The sequence below is a fragment of the Bradyrhizobium sp. IC4060 genome (assembly GCF_020193715.1).
Lineage (GTDB): Bacteria > Pseudomonadota > Alphaproteobacteria > Rhizobiales > Xanthobacteraceae > Bradyrhizobium > Bradyrhizobium yuanmingense.
In genome coordinates this window covers 43,165-59,574 of sequence record NZ_JADYVJ010000014.1, presented here as the reverse complement: position 1 = coordinate 59,574, position 16,410 = coordinate 43,165, and the positions used below count along the sequence as shown (strand labels likewise).

General features: G+C 65.1%; 13 protein-coding genes. 9 read left to right on the top strand and 4 right to left on the bottom strand.

The window, feature by feature from the left end:
• Positions 1 to 75: 75 nt before the first annotated feature.
• From I6F16_RS31845 to I6F16_RS31830, 4 genes are all read left to right on the top strand, one after another.
• Positions 76 to 1,791, top strand: coding sequence for a PQQ-dependent methanol/ethanol family dehydrogenase (locus I6F16_RS31845; RefSeq protein ID WP_225113711.1), 1,716 nt, complete (start codon positions 76 to 78; stop codon positions 1,789 to 1,791).
• A gap of 167 nt (positions 1,792 to 1,958) precedes the next feature.
• Entirely contained in the window at positions 1,959 to 3,155 is a 1,197-nt protein-coding gene (locus I6F16_RS31840; RefSeq protein WP_225113712.1) for a transporter substrate-binding domain-containing protein, read from the top strand.
• Positions 3,156 to 3,308: 153 nt separating this feature from the next.
• Positions 3,309 to 4,001 (top strand): response regulator transcription factor, encoded by a 693-nt coding sequence (locus I6F16_RS31835; RefSeq protein ID WP_036016149.1) that lies wholly within the window; start codon positions 3,309 to 3,311, stop codon positions 3,999 to 4,001.
• Positions 4,002 to 4,116: 115 nt separating this feature from the next.
• Positions 4,117 to 4,818 carry a response regulator transcription factor gene (locus I6F16_RS31830; RefSeq protein WP_050996263.1) on the top strand — a complete coding sequence of 234 codons (702 nt, stop codon included), beginning with the start codon at positions 4,117 to 4,119 and terminating at the stop codon, positions 4,816 to 4,818.
• Between the two features lie 36 nt (positions 4,819 to 4,854).
• Here the strand turns inward: I6F16_RS31830 and I6F16_RS31825 are convergent, their stop codons facing one another.
• Positions 4,855 to 5,532: a VOC family protein gene (locus I6F16_RS31825; RefSeq protein ID WP_225113713.1), complete on the bottom strand. Its 678-nt coding sequence runs from the start codon at positions 5,530 to 5,532 to the stop codon at positions 4,855 to 4,857.
• Between the two features lie 148 nt (positions 5,533 to 5,680).
• Between I6F16_RS31825 and I6F16_RS31820 the strand changes: the two genes are divergently transcribed.
• Entirely contained in the window at positions 5,681 to 6,196 is a 516-nt protein-coding gene (locus I6F16_RS31820) for a MarR family transcriptional regulator (RefSeq protein WP_225113714.1), read from the top strand.
• Positions 6,197 to 6,297: 101 nt separating this feature from the next.
• Here I6F16_RS31820 and I6F16_RS31815 read toward each other — a convergent pair whose 3' ends face one another.
• Entirely contained in the window at positions 6,298 to 7,653 is a 1,356-nt protein-coding gene (locus I6F16_RS31815; RefSeq protein ID WP_225113768.1) for a hybrid sensor histidine kinase/response regulator, read from the bottom strand.
• 5 nt (positions 7,654 to 7,658) lie between these two features.
• Positions 7,659 to 8,825, bottom strand: a complete 1,167-nt coding sequence (locus I6F16_RS31810) for an FIST N-terminal domain-containing protein (protein WP_225113715.1) — start codon at positions 8,823 to 8,825, stop codon at positions 7,659 to 7,661.
• 205 nt (positions 8,826 to 9,030) lie between these two features.
• Between I6F16_RS31810 and I6F16_RS31805 the strand changes: the two genes are divergently transcribed.
• Entirely contained in the window at positions 9,031 to 11,070 is a 2,040-nt protein-coding gene (locus tag I6F16_RS31805; RefSeq protein ID WP_225113716.1) for a HAMP domain-containing methyl-accepting chemotaxis protein, read from the top strand.
• A 158-nt stretch (positions 11,071 to 11,228) separates the two neighbouring features.
• Positions 11,229 to 13,277, top strand: coding sequence for a HAMP domain-containing methyl-accepting chemotaxis protein (locus tag I6F16_RS31800; RefSeq protein ID WP_225113717.1), 2,049 nt, complete (start codon positions 11,229 to 11,231; stop codon positions 13,275 to 13,277).
• Between the two features lie 83 nt (positions 13,278 to 13,360).
• Here the strand turns inward: I6F16_RS31800 and I6F16_RS31795 are convergent, their stop codons facing one another.
• Entirely contained in the window at positions 13,361 to 13,741 is a 381-nt protein-coding gene (locus tag I6F16_RS31795) for a DUF3175 domain-containing protein (protein WP_128265462.1), read from the bottom strand.
• 182 nt (positions 13,742 to 13,923) lie between these two features.
• Between I6F16_RS31795 and I6F16_RS31790 the strand changes: the two genes are divergently transcribed.
• A complete protein-coding gene (locus I6F16_RS31790; RefSeq protein ID WP_225113718.1) occupies positions 13,924 to 15,411 on the top strand; it encodes an MFS transporter in 1,488 nt (495 codons plus the stop codon).
• A gap of 4 nt (positions 15,412 to 15,415) precedes the next feature.
• Positions 15,416 to 16,237 carry a trehalose-phosphatase gene (gene otsB, locus I6F16_RS31785; RefSeq protein ID WP_036016048.1) on the top strand — a complete coding sequence of 274 codons (822 nt, stop codon included), beginning with the start codon at positions 15,416 to 15,418 and terminating at the stop codon, positions 16,235 to 16,237.
• Positions 16,238 to 16,410: the final 173 nt, after the last annotated feature.

The window sequence follows — 16,410 nt, the reverse complement described above, 5'->3', positions numbered from 1 at the left end:
GCGAACTGCGCATCACGAGCGCAGTGCGCTCAGGCGCCCAACGAGGCGTGCACAACAACATCGCGGAGGGAATACATGACCTTTGGAACGAAAGGCTTCTTGGCCGGCATCTCCATGATTGCGATGCTCGCCGCCGTTACACCGGGCGTTCGCGCCAACGACTCGGTGCTCAACGCGCAATCCGATTCGAATCAATGGGCCGTTGCCGGCCACGATTACGGCAACACGCGCTTCAGCCCGCTCAAGCAGATCAACACCGAGAACGCCGGGAAGCTGACGCTCGCTTACTCCTTCTCGCTGGCGTCGTTGCGTTCGAACGAATCCTCGCCGATCGTCATCGGCAACACGCTGTACGTTTCGAGCTCGTGGGGTCCGAAATACGTCTATGCGCTCGATGCGGCGACGGGGCAGCGCAAATGGACCTGGGAGCCCGATATTCCCGAGGACGTGCTGCAATACGCCTGCTGCGACGTGAACAGCCGCGGCGTCTCCTACGCCGACGGCAAGATCTTCGTCGGCCGCCTCGACGGCAAGCTGACCGCGCTCGATGCCGCGACCGGCAAGTCGCTGTGGACGGCGAAGGTGGTCGACTACAAGCAGGGCTCGGTCATCACCTCGCCGCCGCTCGTCGTGCGCGACAAGGTCATCACCGGTTTCGGCGGCGGCGAATACGGCGTGCGCGGCGCGCTGCTGGCCTTCGACATCAACACCGGCAAGCAGGTGTGGCAGACCTACACCGTTCCTTCGCCGGACGAGCCCAGCGGCGATTCCTGGAAGGGCGACTCCGCCCAGCATGGCGGCGGCGCGGCCTGGCTGGTCGGCTCCTACGATCCGAAGACCGACACGGTCTATTGGGGCACCAGCAATCCCGCCCCGTGGAACACGGCGGTGCGTTCGACCGGCGACGGCAATTTCGGCAAGCTAACCAACCTCTACACGGCCTCGACGCTCGCGCTCGATCCCAACACCGGCAAGATCAAGTGGCACATCCAGACCACGCCGGCCGACGCCTGGGACTATGACGGCGTCAACGAAGCCGTGCTCGCGGATCTCAAGATCGGCGGCAGCACCGTTCCGACGCTGATGAAGGCCGACCGCAACGGCTTCTTCTTCGTCGCCAACCGTGAGACCGGCAAGGTGCTGTCGGCGGAGAAATACGTGTTCTCCAACTGGGCCAAGAAGTGGGACGTCGCCACGATGCGCGCGGTCGAGGATCCCGACAAGCGTCCGGGGCCGGGCCATCCCGCCAAGGACATCTGCCCGAACCTGATCGGCGGCAAGAACTGGCAGCCGATGTCGTTCAACCCGCAGACCGGCCTGGTCTACATCCCGTCCAACAACGTCTGCATGGACTGGTCGGTCAGCGACGTCACTTACAAGCGCGGCGTGTTCTATCTCGGCGCCGAATTCCCGACCAAGGAAGGCCCCGGCGGCTTCCTCGGCGAGCTCGTCGCCTGGGATCCGGTCGCGCAGAAGAAGGTCTGGTCGATCAAGGAAGACCTGCCCTTCAACGGCGGCACGCTGACCACCGGCGGCGGCCTCGTGTTTGCCGGCAACATCCATGGCGACTTCCGTGCCATCGATGCGAAGTCCGGCAAGGTGCTGTGGAGCAAGAATCTCGGCTCCGGCATCGGCGCAGGTCCGGTGACCTATCAGGTCGACGGCAAGCAATATGTCGCCATCGTCGTCGGCCGCACCGCTGCGCTGCCTGCGTTCCTGGGCGAGGTAGGAAAGAAGATGACGGCCGCAGCCCCCGAGGGCGGCTCGCTCTTCGTGTTCTCCGTCCAGTGACAACTCGCGCGCGTATCCTCGAGGTGACGGGATACGCGCGCGCTTTCTCCGGACTTTAGCTGCGGCATCGGGCGGTGCCTGGTGCCGCCGCGCCTGGCTCAACAAGCTCCGGCGCAACAACGGCAACGCCAAGAGAAACGTCAAGCGAAACGCCAAGGGAGACGAGGATGCGTCCGAATCATTCCGCCACCGGTGCGAGCCGACATCGCGCCATCGCAGGCCTGCTCGCATGTGCCGCCGCGGCGCTGATCGTTCCGGCCTCGCCGCTGCAGGCCGACGAGGCGCAACCGTTCCGTCTCTGCGCCGATCCGACCAACCTTCCATTCTCCAGCGACAGTTCGTCGAAGCCGGGCTTCTATGTCGAGATCGGGCAGGCCCTGGCGCAGGCGCTCGGCCGGCCGATCGCCTATGACTGGTACAAATCCTATTTCGGCAAGCGCACCGTGCGGGTCACGCTGCTCGGCAAGCAATGCGACGCCATGATCGGGCTGCCCAGGTCCGCAGATTTCATGGGCCCGGCCGTGATCTTCTCCGACGCCATCGCCAAAGAGGGCTATGCCCTCGTCGCCACCAAGGAATCTGCGAAGGGCGCGGCGATCGGCGGCATCGAGGGCCTCAAGGGCAAGCGCGTCGCCGTGCAGTTCGCCAGCACGCCGCAAAACCTGCTCGCCAGCCGCGACGACATCCAGAAAGTGACGGTGCTGTCGCCTGAGGAGGGCATGCAGGCGCTCGACCAGGGCCGGGCCGACGTCGCCTTCATCTGGGGCCCGGTCGCCGGCTGGCTGAACAAGACCAGCTACGGCGGCCGCTACCAGATCGAGCTCACCGAGGGCGAGGGCCTGTCATGGGACGCCGCCATCGGCTTTCCCAAGGCCTCGACCGAGTTGCGCGACCGCGTCAATGCCGTGTTGCCGCAGCTTCAGGGCAAGATCGGCGAGCTCGCCGTGAAATACGGTTTGCCGGGCGGCGCGCCGGTTCGCTTTGGCGCAGCGCCGACGCCAGCGCCGCTGACGACGGGCACGGGAAGCGGAGCCGGCGTCGTCCAGGTCGCCAATGTCGTGGCGACCGAGACCAAGGGCGATGCGGTCGCGCCGGGCCTTGAGGCCGTCGGCGCGGGCAAGGAGATCTTCAACGGAACCTGCGCCCACTGCCACGGTCCCGATGCGATCCAGAGCGAGCGCAAGATCGATCTGCGGCTGCTGCGTCACCGCTACGGCGACGAGATGCGCGAGAAATATTTGACCACCGTGCAGGAGGGACGGCCGAACAAGGGCATGCCGGCCTGGAAGGAGGTCTATACCGAGGACCAGGTCAACAGCATCTATTCCTTCCTGCTGACGGTCCAGGTCGAATCGAACGATTGAACGGTCTTGACCGAACCCGATCGGGAGGATGTGGTAGCGTTCATCCGGCGCCATCCCGGTGCCGGATTGATGCCGGATGGTTCCGCCTCTTCCGCTGCGGCGGCGGATGCCCGTACGGTGCAGCATTCGGCGGTGCAGTCCTGTGAAGGCGCCATGACCAGCTTCCTGATCATCGACGATCATCCGCTGTTTCGCGAGGCCCTCGGTAATGCGGTGCGGCTGGCCTTGCCGGAGGCGCGGATTGTCGAAGCGATGTCGATCGAGGACGCCCTTCACATCCTGACGGCCGAGCAGGGCGAGGGCATCGACCTCGCGCTGCTCGACCTCCTGCTGCCCGATGCGACCGGCTTCTCCGGTTTTCTGCGCTTGCGCGAGGCCCATCCGCGCCTGCCCGTCGCCATCGTGTCGAGCGAGGAGGACCAGCGCGTCGTTCGCGAGGCGCTGGAGCTCGGGGCCGCGGGTTTTCTGCCGAAGTCGCTGTCGAAGCGCGAGCTGGCGCAGTCGATCGAGGGCGTGCTGAACGGATCGGTGTCGGTGCCGAAGGATTTCGTGGCAACGTCGCAGCGGCGCCGGGCCGAGGCCAGCAAGGCGCTCGAGGTCAAGCTGCGCGAGCTCACGCCGCAGCAGCTTCGCGTGCTCGATCTGCTGCGGCGCGGCTATCCGAACCGGCAGATCGGCCAGGAGCTTCAGCTCGCCGAATCCACGGTGAAGGCGCATATCACCGAAATTCTGCGCAAACTCGGCCTGTTCAGCCGCAACAAGGCGATCATCGAGATCGGCAAGGTGGACCTGCCGGATCCCAAGGCCCGGCCTTATGCGCGGGCCGACCGCGGGCGGCCGCAATGACGCGCGATGTCCCGCTTGACCTGGATCAAGCCGGTCTGGTCCGGCTGCGACATTCTCGTTTCGGCGTCGAACCCGTCGATCATCTGGCCAATCAACCGAGAATGGCTCACGCGTGATGCGATTTCTGATCGTCGAAGACCATCCGTTGTTTCGAGAAGCCTTGGAGGGCGCGCTCCAGATGGCGGCGCCGGCGGCCGAGATCCTTCAGGCGACGTCGATCGACGGTGCGCTCGAGCAGGCCGCGGCGGCTGCCGAGCTCGACCTCATCCTGCTCGATCTGTCGATGCCGGGCACCACGGGCCTTTCCGGCATCATCCGCATCCGCAAGGCCTTTCCCAGGATTCCCGTCGTCATCGTATCAGGGCATCAGGATCCGCAGATCATAGCCGGCGCCTTGTCGCTCGGCGTCTCCGGCTACATCCTCAAATCGTCCTCCAAGCAGGAGCTGGCGCAGTCGATCGGCGAGGTGCTGCGCGGTGCGGTCTGTGTCCCAGCCGCCTATCGCGGGCTCGTCCGCCCGCAACGCGCCGCCGGCCCGGCGCAGGATCTGCTGAAACGCCTGCACGAGCTGACGCCGCAGCAATTGCGCGTGCTCGAAATGCTCAAGCGCGGCCTGCAGAACAAGCAGATCGCCTTCGAGCTGAACATCTCCGAGACCACGGTGAAGGTCCACGTCTCCGACATCCTGCGCAAGCTCAACGTGCTCAGCCGCACCAAGGCCATCGTCGAAATGTCCCGGATCGATTTCGCGACCCTGGCCGGCGAGGGGGCCGGCCTGAAGGGGGAGCGTTCGCAGGCCGATCCGCCCTCAGGATAATCCGGTGTCATTCGTCGGAACGAGGCGAGCCGCGGTTCAAGCCGGTAGCGGCTGGCCGGCTTGCTCGCGAGCGATGTAGTCGGCGTACCAGTCCGGCCAGTTCGCATCGTACTGACCGCCGTTCCGCTTCTCGTGCTCACCGTGTGCCTTAGCCGCACGTCGGAGCGCGCTCGCGAGCTCGGACGAGGAGGTGAATGTTGTTCCTGCTGCCTCTACGCGTCCCGGCAATCGCGTGGTGATCTCCTGGAACAGCCAGCCGTTGCCATCGGGATCGTTGAACGAGACGTACGAGCGATAGCTGGCGCGTGCGGGATCCAGACCAGCAATCCGACGGCGCCCGAACAGATAAGGCTCGTCGGGTCCGGTGTGGACGTCGCCTTCAGCGTGGAAGACTTCGCTGACCTCGACGCCGCGACCGCGCAGATCGTCTCGCGCGGCTTCAATGTCGGAGACGATCAGGTACAGACCCTGGGCGGAGCCGGGCGCCGCCGCGGTCACGTTCTTGCCGAAAATGACCGAGGAGGGGGAGCCGGGAGGTGTGAACTGGATGACGCGGTAGTCGTCAGGCCCGGCGAAATCGGCATCGAGCCGCCATCCGAGGTTCGCATAGAACTTCTTGGCGCGATCGACGTCCGAAACAGGGATGACGACGACTTCGAGCTTCATGTCGATCGTTGGCGCTTGGGTGGTTTCATTTGCATCGGGGGCAGGCATTGCTTCTCTCCTGAATTGTAGCGTTTACGATATAATCGTGTGCGCGATATAAAGTACCTTGGAGCCTCAATGTCAACCTTCCGATTTAATCGGACACGATATATATGCACGCGGAGTTTCACATGTCCGTGTTGGAAAGGGCACCCCCATGAGCCTGCAGAACGGTCCCAGAGCCGAATTCAGAGACGATTCCAGAGATGATTCAACGACCAATCAGCCGAAACCGGCCGAGGGCGACCGGCGCCTCGACGATTTCCTGTGCTTCGCAATCTATTCGGCCAACCTCGCCTACGGACGAGCCTACAAGCCGGGCCTCGATAAGCTCGGCCTAACCTACCCCCAGTGGATCGCGATCGTAGCGCTGTGGGAGCAGGACGACCAAACCGTCAGCGAACTCGGCGACAAGATGTTCCTGGAATCCAACACCCTGACGCCGATCCTCAAAAAGCTCGAGGCGGCGGGCTATTTGCGCCGCCAGCGCGATCCCGCCGACGAGCGGCAGGTGCGCGTCAGTCTCACCGACGCCGGCCGACGCCTCCGCGAGAAAGGCATGCACATGAATCTCGTGAAGTCGAGCGGACTAAAGCCCGATGAGTTCGCGCTGCTGCAGAAAAGCGTCGTCAAGCTCCGCGACAATCTAATGAAGGCGATGGAGGAGGAGTGACAGGCCCCTGTCTACTTTGCATGGGGTTGTTTTCGACATTTTTGTCTTGGCTACGTCCGATAGCCCCGCCGCAAGGAAGACGAGGCGAAGATCATCGCGCTTCAGCTCAGCAGGAATGACAGCAGCGCCCGCATCTCGGCCGGCTTGATCGGCTTCTTCAGCACTTCGAGGCCCTGCAGGCTCGCCTGCTTCGCCGCCTGCTCGGAATAGTCGGCGGTGATGATCATGGCGGGCGTGTCGAGCTTCAAATGCTCCCGCACGTCGGTGATGGCCGAAAGGCCGCTTTCGCCGTGGTCGAGATGGAGGTCGGCGATCACGACATCGGGCGCGCCGCCGAGCTCGCTGAGGCGCACGAGCGCGTCCGCACCCGATCGCGTGGTCGCGACGTCGCAGCCCCATCCCTCCAGCAGCGCGGCCATCGCCTCCGAGCCGTTCGGATCGTTCTCGATCAGCAGGATCTTGGCGCCTTCGAGCCCGCTGTAATCGTAGTGCCGCGCGGCGGGCGCGACCTCCTGCACCTCGTCGGCGACCTCGGCGAGGTCGGCCGGCTCCAGCTCCAGGGTGAAGGTCGATCCCTTGCCGAGCTGTGACGACAGCCGCACCTCGTGCCCGAGCTCGCTGGCGAAGCGGCGGACGATGGAGAGGCCGAGCCCGAAGCCGGCTTGGTCGGCCGCGTTGGCATCGCCGCGCTGGAATTCGCGGAAGATCGCCTCCTGCTGCGCCTGCGCGATCCCGGGTCCGGTGTCGGAGACCTGGACGCAGATCTGCCCGCTGCGCGGCCGGCATCCGATCACGACGCCGCCGCTGCGGGTATAGCGAATGGCATTGGCGAGCAGGTTCTGTAGGATCCGCCGCAGCATCATCGCGTCCGACATCACCGCGAGCTGAGAGGGGCGGATGCGCAAGGACAGGCCTTGCCGCGCGGCGATCGGCTCGAACTCGTTGCGGAGCTGCTCGAACAGGGGGGCCAGCGCGATCGCGCGCACGTCGGGCTTGAGCGCGCCGGAATCGAGCTTGGCGATCTCCAGCAGCGAGCGCAGCAGGTCCTCCAGCATCACCAGCGAGCGGCTCGCCTGGTCGATCAGCACGCCCGCTTCCTGCGACTCCATCATCTCCGTCAGTGCGGACAGGGTCAGGCGCGCCGCGTTGAGCGGCTGCAACAGATCGTGGGTGACCGAGATCAGCACGGAGGATTTCAGCGAGCTTGCCGCCTCTGCCTGCTGCTTGGCGCGGTAGAGCCCCTCATTGGCACGCTCGACCGAATGCAGCGCCTCGCGCAATTGGTGCGTCCGGTCGCGAACCTTGTGGTCGAGCGCGATGGCGGTTTCGAACAATGAAAAGGCGTTGAGCTGCTGGTCCATCGAGCGCTCGACGCGCGACATCAGCGCGGCATTGATCTTCCTCAGCTTGGCGGCCTCGCGCCTGAGCTGGTCGACCGCATCGGGGCCCTGCCACATGTCCGTCACGACGGGCGCCTTCCGATCGCAACTCCCGTGAAGGTCTGATTCACATGCATGGAGCCGAACTGCTCGCCGTAAGTGTGAAAGCCGACCACACGGTTCTGCCGGTACAGTTCTGACATGTCGCGGGCGAGCTGATGCTGCTCGGCATCGAGCCGGCGGAGCAGGCATTCGAAGCCGATATAGATCGAGACGTCTCCGATCTGGTCGCGGATGTCGGCGAACGTCTCGCGGGCCGCGCCGACCAGGCTTCGCGAGGTCGCGGCGGTCAGCACCATGCCCTCGTCGATGGCGCAGAAGAAATGCAAGGAGCCGTCCGGCTCGACGCGCTGGATCGAGCGTGCGTAATAGGCGCCGCCGACGCGCACGAGGACCGGATGCGAGGCGAAGGAGAACGGATCGAGCTTGGCATCCATGATGCCGACCACGCGCGAATATTCTTGCGCGGCAGGCTCTGCGTTCAGCTCCCGGACCATGCGGTTTTCGATGTCGGCCTCGGTCACCACCATCTTCTGCGCCTGCGGCTCGAAATTGTCGCACTTGAAGACGCGGAACGGCAACGAGGTGTTCAGCAGGATCAAGAGGGCGGCATTGCTGTGTGCCTTGCCGTCGAAGAACACGAATGTCTTCTCGAAGCGCAGCCCGTCGCCTGCCGACCCGCCGACGACCGGAATATCGTCCAGCGATGCATAGATCGCGGACATCACCGCTTCTTCGCGGCGGCACAGGCCGTCGATCAGGACTAGGCCGAAGGGACTGCCGCGCTCGACCTGCGGCGCGGCCCGCAACAGCTCGTGCCGGAGCTCGCCGCCGATCCTGCGGCCGTCCTCGACGCGGAAGCTGTCGAGATTGAAGATCGGCCGCACCACCGCGGAAAAGTCCGCGCGGCTGAACGCCAGCGCCACGACGCTGTTCTCGTCCCAGCCGTCAGGAGCAAGCTCGCCCGCGGTGGTACAGCCGCAGACTTGGGTGTCGTCGAATTGGCGGCTGATCTCCGCGATGAAGCGATCGGGGTCGTAGCTTGGGGAGACGAACACCAGGAGCAGCGCCAGCCCGTCGGACGGGAGCTGGGCCGCCAGCTCGGCCACGGCGTCATCGACGCTCGCGGCCTTCGACTTGGCCACGGCAACGCCAGACGCACCGCCAAACCGAAAATCGGTTTGCCCCACTCCGTTTCTCCCTTAAGGCTCGGTCTGATGCCAAGTGCCTGATAATTATCGAGAGTAGGGCGTTTTCCGGTGAGCCGCAACACGGCAGCCGCTCCCCGCAAGCCCGGTCGGATTTACCACCCCTTGAGGATTCTGCCCTAATTTTCCGCAACGTTCGGAAAGGGCTGCTTCCGGGCCGCAGAATCACATGAGCTGGGGGTTGGGAATGTCCGGGCGTACCGCGTCGCCGTCGAAGCGTGCACTATTTCCGACCCTCAAGTTCCGCGCAAAGATCATACTCGGCTTCGCCGCCGTGCTGGTGATCTCCGCCGGCAGCATGGCGTTTTCCTATTTCGGCTTCGAGCGGGTCGCCGCCGGGGTCGGATCGTACCGCAGCAGCGTGTCGGAGGCCGATCTCGCGCGCAACATCGATCGCGAGCTGCTCGCCTATCGTTCGGCCGCCAAATATTTCGTCGTCACCGGTAAGGAAGACGACGCCAAGGCGGCGCTCGATGCCGAAGCCAGCCTGAAGAACGCCATCGACCAGGCCGTCAAGGCCGCCACCAAGCCGGCGCGGCAGGAAAGCCTCGGCAAGCTCGCCAAGGAGTTTTCCAACTTCTCCGCAACCTTCGCTAAGGTGCTCCAGGCCAAGCGCGACAGCGCGCTGCTGGTGCAGAACCAGCTCCAGCGCCAAGCCAATCTCCTGAAGTACAAGCTCGACGACATCGGCAACAACGCCTCCGACGCCGAAGCGCAGGCGATCGAGTTCGGCACCAAGCAGGTCAACGCCCAATTCCAGACCGCAAGCGCTGCAGCCACCCAGTTCGTGCTGACGTCCGATCAGGCGATCGCGAACAGCGCCCTGGCGCGGCTGAAATTCGTCGAGAACTCGCTGGGCGCGGTCTATTCCATGGACGACAAGATTGTCGCTGGCCTGAAGGCGGCCAAGTCCATCCTCGGCGCCTATCGCGAGGCGCTGGAGAAGTTGATCGCCAACGCCAAGCTGGTCGATGGCCTCGTCACGGAGATGAGCGGCTCGGCCGGCGCGATCCAGCAAGGCGCCACCGCCATGAAGGCGGACCTCGTCGCCGAGCAGCAGCGGCTGGATTCGGAGTCGGCGGCGACCATCGGGCAGACCGAGCAGCTGGTGCTGATGCTGGCCGTCGGCGGCACGCTGTTAGGCGCGGTCCTCGCCTTCCTGCTCGGCACCGGCATCTCGCGGCCGATGATTGCGATGTGCAAGGCGATGCGCGAGCTGGCCTCGGGCAATTTCGATGTCGTGTTGCCGGGCCTGGGGCGCAAGGACGAGATCGGCGAGATGGCCAGCGCGGTCGAGGAGTTCAAGATCCAGGCCGTCGCTAAGGCCGAGCGCGATGCCGCCGCCAGCGAAGTGCAGAACCGCGAGCAGGCCGCAAGCCGCCGCGCCGAACTGATCCGCTTTGCTGACGATTTCGAGAGCGCGGTCGGCGCCATCGTCTCCAACGTCTCGGCCTCGGCCGTGCAGCTGGAATCGGCCGCCTCGACGCTGACCCGCACCGCCGAGACCACGCAGAGCCTGTCGAGCCAGGTCGCCGGCGTCTCCGAGCAGGCCTCCTCCAACATGCAGTCGGTCGCGACCGCGACCGAAGAGCTCTCGGCCTCGGTCGAGGAGATCGGCCGCCAGGTGCGCGATTCCAGCCGCATCGCGGAGGCTGCTGTGATGCAGGCCAAGGAGACCGACGGCCGCATCGGCAAGCTGTCGCACGCGGCCCAGCAGATCGGCGAGGTGGTCAAGCTGATCACCGCGATCGCCGAGCAGACCAATCTGCTCGCGCTCAACGCCACCATCGAGGCCGCCCGCGCCGGTGAAGCCGGCCGCGGCTTCGCCGTCGTGGCGAGCGAGGTGAAGTCGCTGGCGAGCCAGACCGCGAAGGCGACCGACGAGATCTCCTCGCACATCACGGGCATGCAGGGCGCCACCGCCGAATCGGTTGCCGCGATCAAGGAGATCGGCGCGACGATCGGCCAGATCTCGTCGATCTCGACCTCGATCGCGAGCGCGGTGGAGCAGCAGGGCGCCGCCACCCAGGAGATCGCCCGCAGCGTCCAGACCGTCGCGCAGGGCACCCAGACCGCGGCCACCGATATCGGCGAGGTCAACCGCGGCGCCGCCGAGACCGGCTCGGCCTCGGAAGAGGTGCTGAACTCGGCCAAGACGCTATCGAGCGAAAGCACCCGTCTTCGCGCCGAGCTCGACCGCTTCATGGCGAACATCAGGGCGGCGTAGTAAAGCGCACCTTAACAAATCCCTACGTCACCTAACCGCCAGTTGCGGCGCCACAAGTTTACCGCAGCTTATCCTTTGCCGGTTACCGTGCACACGAGTCGGAAGCGGGCTGCTTCCCGGCTGCGCCTGGTTTTCCGCGAATGGAATGGGGTGGGGGAATGTCGGTCACGTCCAAATCGAGCCAATCGAAGTCGCGCCAATCGAAGCTGCCAACGCTGCGTTTTCGCGCAAAAATCGTCCTCGGCTTCGTGGCGGTGCTCGCCATCCTCGCCGTCAGCATGGCGTTCGCCTATTTCGGCTTCGAGCGGATCGCAGGCGCTGTGGCCTCCTACCGCACCAGCGTAGCGGAAGCCGATCTGGCGCGGACGGTCGATCGCGAGCTGATCGCCTATCAGGGGTTGGCACGGGCCTATACCCTGACCGGCGCGGCCGATGACGAGACCGCAGCCAAGGCCGCTGAAGGAAATCTGAAGAGCGCGATCGCCAAGTCGATGGCCGCCACCACGGGCGCGGCTCGCCGCGAGCAGGTCGGCAAGCTCGAGGCCGAGTTCCAGAGCTTTACGAAAGTCTTCAGCGAGATCATCACGCTGACGCGCGAGAACAACAAGATCGCGGCCGACGAGCTCAACAGTGTCGGCAACAAGATCCGCTTCAAATTCGACGATCTCGCCGACACCGCGGCGCTGGCGGGTCTCTCCTCGGTGCAGACCACGGCCAAGGACATCACCTCGCAATATCTGGCGGTCTCGACCTCGGTCAGCGCTTTCGTCGCCAAGCCGGAGCCGAAGACCGCCGACGGCGTGATCGCCCGCATCAAGTTCCTCGAGACGCTGCTGGTCTCTGTCTACGCGAACGACCAGAAGATCACCGATCGCGTCAAGGAGATCGGCGATCTCTTGAAGCAGTACCGCACCTCGTTCGCAAAGCTGACCGAGAACGTGAAGGTCATCGTCAAGCTGAACGGCGAGATGACCAAGACAGCGGCGACCATCCTCAAGCTCTCGGCCGAGCTGCGTTCGGATCTCACCGCGGACCAGCAACGCATCGAGGCGAGCGCCAATGCGACGATCGTAGAGACCCAGCAGCTGATGCTGATGATGGCGCTCGGCGGGCTGGCCATCGGCATCGTGCTGGCCTTGTGGCTCGGCAACGGCATCTCGCGGCCGATGATCGCGATGTGCAAGGCGATGCGCGAGCTGGCCTCGGGCAATTTCGACGTCGTGCTGCCGGGTCTTGGCCGCAAGGACGAGATCGGCGAGATGGCCAGCGCGGTCGAGGAGTTCAAGATCCAGGCCGTTGCAAAGGCCGAGCGCGACGCTGCCGCCAGCGAAGTGCAGAACCGCGAGCAGGCCGCAAGCCGCCGCGCCGAACTGATCCGCTTTGCCGACGATTTCGAGAGCGCGGTGGGTGCCATCGTCTCCAACGTCTCGGCCTCCGCCGTGCAGCTGGAATCGGCCGCCTCGACGCTGACCCGCACCGCCGAGACCACGCAGAGCCTGTCGAGCCAGGTCGCCGGCGTCTCCGAGCAAGCCTCCTCCAACATGCAGTCGGTCGCGACCGCGACCGAAGAGCTCTCTGCTTCGGTCGAGGAGATCGGCCGCCAGGTGCGCGATTCCAGCCGCATCGCAGAGGCTGCCGTCATGCAGGCCAAGGAAACCGACGGCCGCATCGGCAAGCTGTCGCACGCGGCCCAGCAGATCGGCGAGGTGGTCAAGCTGATCACCGCGATCGCCGAGCAGACCAATCTGCTCGCGCTGAACGCCACCATCGAGGCCGCCCGCGCCGGTGAAGCCGGCCGCGGCTTCGCGGTGGTTGCGAGCGAGGTGAAGTCGCTGGCGAGCCAGACCGCGAAGGCGACCGACGAGATCTCCTCGCACATCACGGGCATGCAGGGCGCCACCGCCGAATCGGTTGCGGCGATCAAGGAGATCGGCGCGACGATCGGCCAGATCTCGTCGATCTCGACCTCGATCGCGAGCGCGGTGGAGCAGCAGGGCGCCGCCACCCAGGAGATCGCTCGCAGCGTCCAGACCGTGGCGCAGGGCACCCAGACCGCGGCCACCGATATCGGCGAGGTCAACCGCGGCGCCGCCGAGACCGGCTCGGCCTCGGAAGAGGTGCTGAACTCGGCCAAGACACTATCGAGCGAAAGCACCCGCCTTCGCGCCGAGCTCGACCGCTTCATGGCGAACATCCGCGCGGCGTAGGTTCGCTGCTCCTGTAGCTCGCGGTCCCGAAGGGCCGCGCTATCGCCTTACACTCCGCTGTCCGGAACGACAGCGGAGTGAGTTCATTCCCTTCCGAACGCCCGCTTCAGCTCGACCTTCGCGCGCTCCAGTCGCGTGCGCTGCGTCTTGGGCAGCGTCTTGCCGGCGCGGTTGATGTAGAAGGTCAGCATCGACAGCGCCGAGCGATAGGCGCCAGTCTTGCGTCGCGAGCTGTGCTCGGCCGAGCGCTTCAGCGAGGCCGCAATCCTCTTCGCGCTGGTCAGCTTGAACACCCCTTGCTTGAGGTCGAGCGCATCGCTCTCCTCCGTCACGCGCTGCGACCAGCGCCTTGTGGCGCGTTTGGTGCTCTTGTGCGCGGTCCCGCTCCGCCGGGTGTTTGCCTTGCGTGCCGTCTTGCGCGGGCTGCTGTTTCGAGAATGTGTCGTCTTTCTGACCTGAGCCATGCGCCAACTCCTTGCGGGTCCAGCGGAAACGAGCGGTGCTCGCTGGCGTTCCCGCGGGAACCCGGCCCCCTCGCAAACGTTGTCGCAGGTGGCAGGCAGAATGCCGCACCCCGATGATCGGATCGACCCCGTCCACGTCATGTGAGCCGGGGCCGCTTCCATTGATCAGACGCAACAATCCGATGGAACTGCAGCAGAGCCCAGCGCTGAACTATGCACCCGTAGTCTCGGCGGCGGCCGTGACCGACCGCATCGTCGAGACCAGCATTCCCTCGCGGCTCGATGCGCTGCCGTGGAGCGGTTTTCACACCCGCGTCGTGCTCGCGCTGGGCATCACCTGGATTCTCGACGGCCTCGAGGTGACGCTTGCGGGTGCGCTCTCCGGTGCGCTGAAGCAAAGCCAATCGATGCAGTTCTCCAATCTCGATCTCGGCATCGCCAACTCCGCCTATCTCGCGGGCGCCGTGCTCGGTGCGCTCGGCTTCGGCTGGCTGACCGACCGTATCGGCCGCAAGAAGCTGTTCTTCATCACGCTGGCGCTCTACCTCTCGGCAACGGCCGCAACCGCGCTGTCATGGGATGTCGCGAGCTATGCGCTGTTCCGCTTTCTCACCGGCGCCGGCATCGGCGGCGAGTACACAGCGATCAACTCGACGATCCAGGAGTTGGTGCCCGCACGCTATCGCGGCTGGACCGATCTTGTGATCAACGGCAGCTTCTGGATCGGGGCTGCGATGGGCGCAGTGGCGGCCATCGTGCTGCTCGATCCCGCAGTATTCGCTCCCGATCTCGGCTGGCGCCTGGCCTATCTGATCGGCGCCGCCCTCGGCCTCGTCGTGCTCTTGATGCGGATGTGGATCCCGGAAAGTCCGCGCTGGCTGATGATTCATGGTCGTCCCGACGAGGCCCATGCCATCGTCGACGGGATCGAGCGGTCGGTGATCGGGCACGACCAGGATACGAGCGACGGACGCTTCACCAAGATCCGCCTGAAGATGCGCGATCACACGCCGATCGCCGAGGTGGTCCACACCTTGTTTTCGGTCTATCGCCGGCGCGCATTGGTCGGCCTCGTGCTGATGAGCGCGCAGGCATTCTTCTACAACGCCATCTTCTTCACCTTCGCGCTGGTGCTGACTGATTTCTACGGCATCAAGGCCGACCACGTCGGCTGGTACTTGCTGCCGTTCGCGGCCGGCAATTTCCTCGGGCCGCTGCTGCTCGGCCGCCTGTTCGATACGCTGGGACGCCGCACCATGATCACGTTCACCTATGGCGCATCGGGCCTGTTGCTGGCGCTATCAGGCTATCTGTTCTCGATCGGTGTCCTGAGCGCGCAGGGGCAGACCATCGCCTGGATGGTGATCTTCTTCTTCGCCTCGCCCGCCGCGAGCGCGGCCTATCTCACCGTCAGCGAGACCTTTCCCCTCGAGGTTCGCGCGCTGGCGATCGCGGTGTTCTATGCGGTCGGCACCGGCATCGGCGGCGTGATCGGGCCGGCGCTGTTCGGCGCGCTGATCGACACGGGATCGCGCACCAGCGTATTCGCCGGCTATCTGCTGGGGGCCGTCCTGATGATCGCGGCTGCGATCGTGGCGTGGCGCTATGCCGTCGCCGCCGAGCGCAAATCGCTCGAACACATCGCGCGGCCGCTCGCCTTTATGGAGTAGACTGATGAAATCGGAACTTGCGGAAATGGCGTTGGACCAGAAGCTCACCATACCTGATGACGACGAGACGCCGGAAACGGTGCCGGTGCCGCATGCGTTGGTGCCGCATCTCGATGAAATCGCCATTCTGCTCGACATCGATGGCACGCTGCTTGAGCTGATGCCGACGCCGCGCGAGGTGTGGGTGCCGCCGGGCCTGTCGGAAACGCTGAAAGCTTTGACCGAGCGCACCTCGGGGGCGCTGGCGCTGGTCAGCGGCCGCTCGCTCAACGACATCGACCTGATCTTCGCGCCCGACGTGTTCCGCGCCGTCGCCGGTCATGGCGCGGAGATGCGGCTGGCGGTGGACAGTGAAGCGGATGCCCTGCACGCGCCGCCGCTCGACAAGGAGCTGAAGCGGCGCCTCGCCGCCATCGCCAAGCTCAGCCCTGGAATCCTGCTCGAGGACAAGGGCTATTCGCTCGCGCTGCATTACCGCCTGGCGCCGCATGCGGAGAAGGCGATCTACGAATCCGTCTCACTGATCCGCGCCGATCTGCCCAATGCGCCGATCGAGGTGCTGCCGGGCAAGTTCGTCTGCGAGATCAAGCATTCCGGATTCACCAAGGCGAGCGGCGTGCGCGAGTTGATGAAGCGCGCGCCGTTCAAAGGACGTCGTCCGCTGTTCATCGGTGACGACGTCACCGATGAGACCGTGTTCGCGATCATGCCCGACATGGACGGGCTGGCGTTCTCGGTCGGCCGCCGCGCCATGGGCGTGAATGGCCACTTCGATGCGCCGGCGGATGTGCGTGCGTTCCTTGCGCACCTGCTCGATCCCAGGTGAAACCAAGGCAGCGTCATCTCGCAGACACAAAGGCTTGCATCGCAGCGCCATTGCGCGGTGCGATGCATGCTGCGCAACAGGACCGGAAACGCTGTCTTTGCAGCGAAATGACTGGGTTCCACGAGCGAAACCAGTTCCAACGCGCACGCCCGATTTTGGTTTCAATTGGTTGA

Excerpts from the sequence above, each read along its gene's own strand:
- I6F16_RS31795 (WP_128265462.1), bottom strand. The coding sequence starts at position 13,741 with ATGGCTCAGGTCAGAAAGACGACACATTCTCGAAACAGCAGCCCGCGC.
- otsB (WP_036016048.1), top strand. The coding sequence starts at position 15,416 with ATGAAATCGGAACTTGCGGAAATGGCGTTGGACCAGAAGCTCACCATA.
- I6F16_RS31820 (WP_225113714.1), top strand. The coding sequence starts at position 5,681 with ATGAGCCTGCAGAACGGTCCCAGAGCCGAATTCAGAGACGATTCCAGA.
- I6F16_RS31845 (WP_225113711.1), top strand. The coding sequence starts at position 76 with ATGACCTTTGGAACGAAAGGCTTCTTGGCCGGCATCTCCATGATTGCG.
- I6F16_RS31835 (WP_036016149.1), top strand. The coding sequence starts at position 3,309 with ATGACCAGCTTCCTGATCATCGACGATCATCCGCTGTTTCGCGAGGCC.
- I6F16_RS31805 (WP_225113716.1), top strand. The coding sequence starts at position 9,031 with ATGTCCGGGCGTACCGCGTCGCCGTCGAAGCGTGCACTATTTCCGACC.
- I6F16_RS31840 (WP_225113712.1), top strand. The coding sequence starts at position 1,959 with ATGCGTCCGAATCATTCCGCCACCGGTGCGAGCCGACATCGCGCCATC.
- I6F16_RS31825 (WP_225113713.1), bottom strand. The coding sequence starts at position 5,532 with ATGCCTGCCCCCGATGCAAATGAAACCACCCAAGCGCCAACGATCGAC.
- I6F16_RS31800 (WP_225113717.1), top strand. The coding sequence starts at position 11,229 with ATGTCGGTCACGTCCAAATCGAGCCAATCGAAGTCGCGCCAATCGAAG.
- I6F16_RS31815 (WP_225113768.1), bottom strand. The coding sequence starts at position 7,653 with ATGTGGCAGGGCCCCGATGCGGTCGACCAGCTCAGGCGCGAGGCCGCC.
- I6F16_RS31830 (WP_050996263.1), top strand. The coding sequence starts at position 4,117 with ATGCGATTTCTGATCGTCGAAGACCATCCGTTGTTTCGAGAAGCCTTG.
- I6F16_RS31790 (WP_225113718.1), top strand. The coding sequence starts at position 13,924 with ATGGAACTGCAGCAGAGCCCAGCGCTGAACTATGCACCCGTAGTCTCG.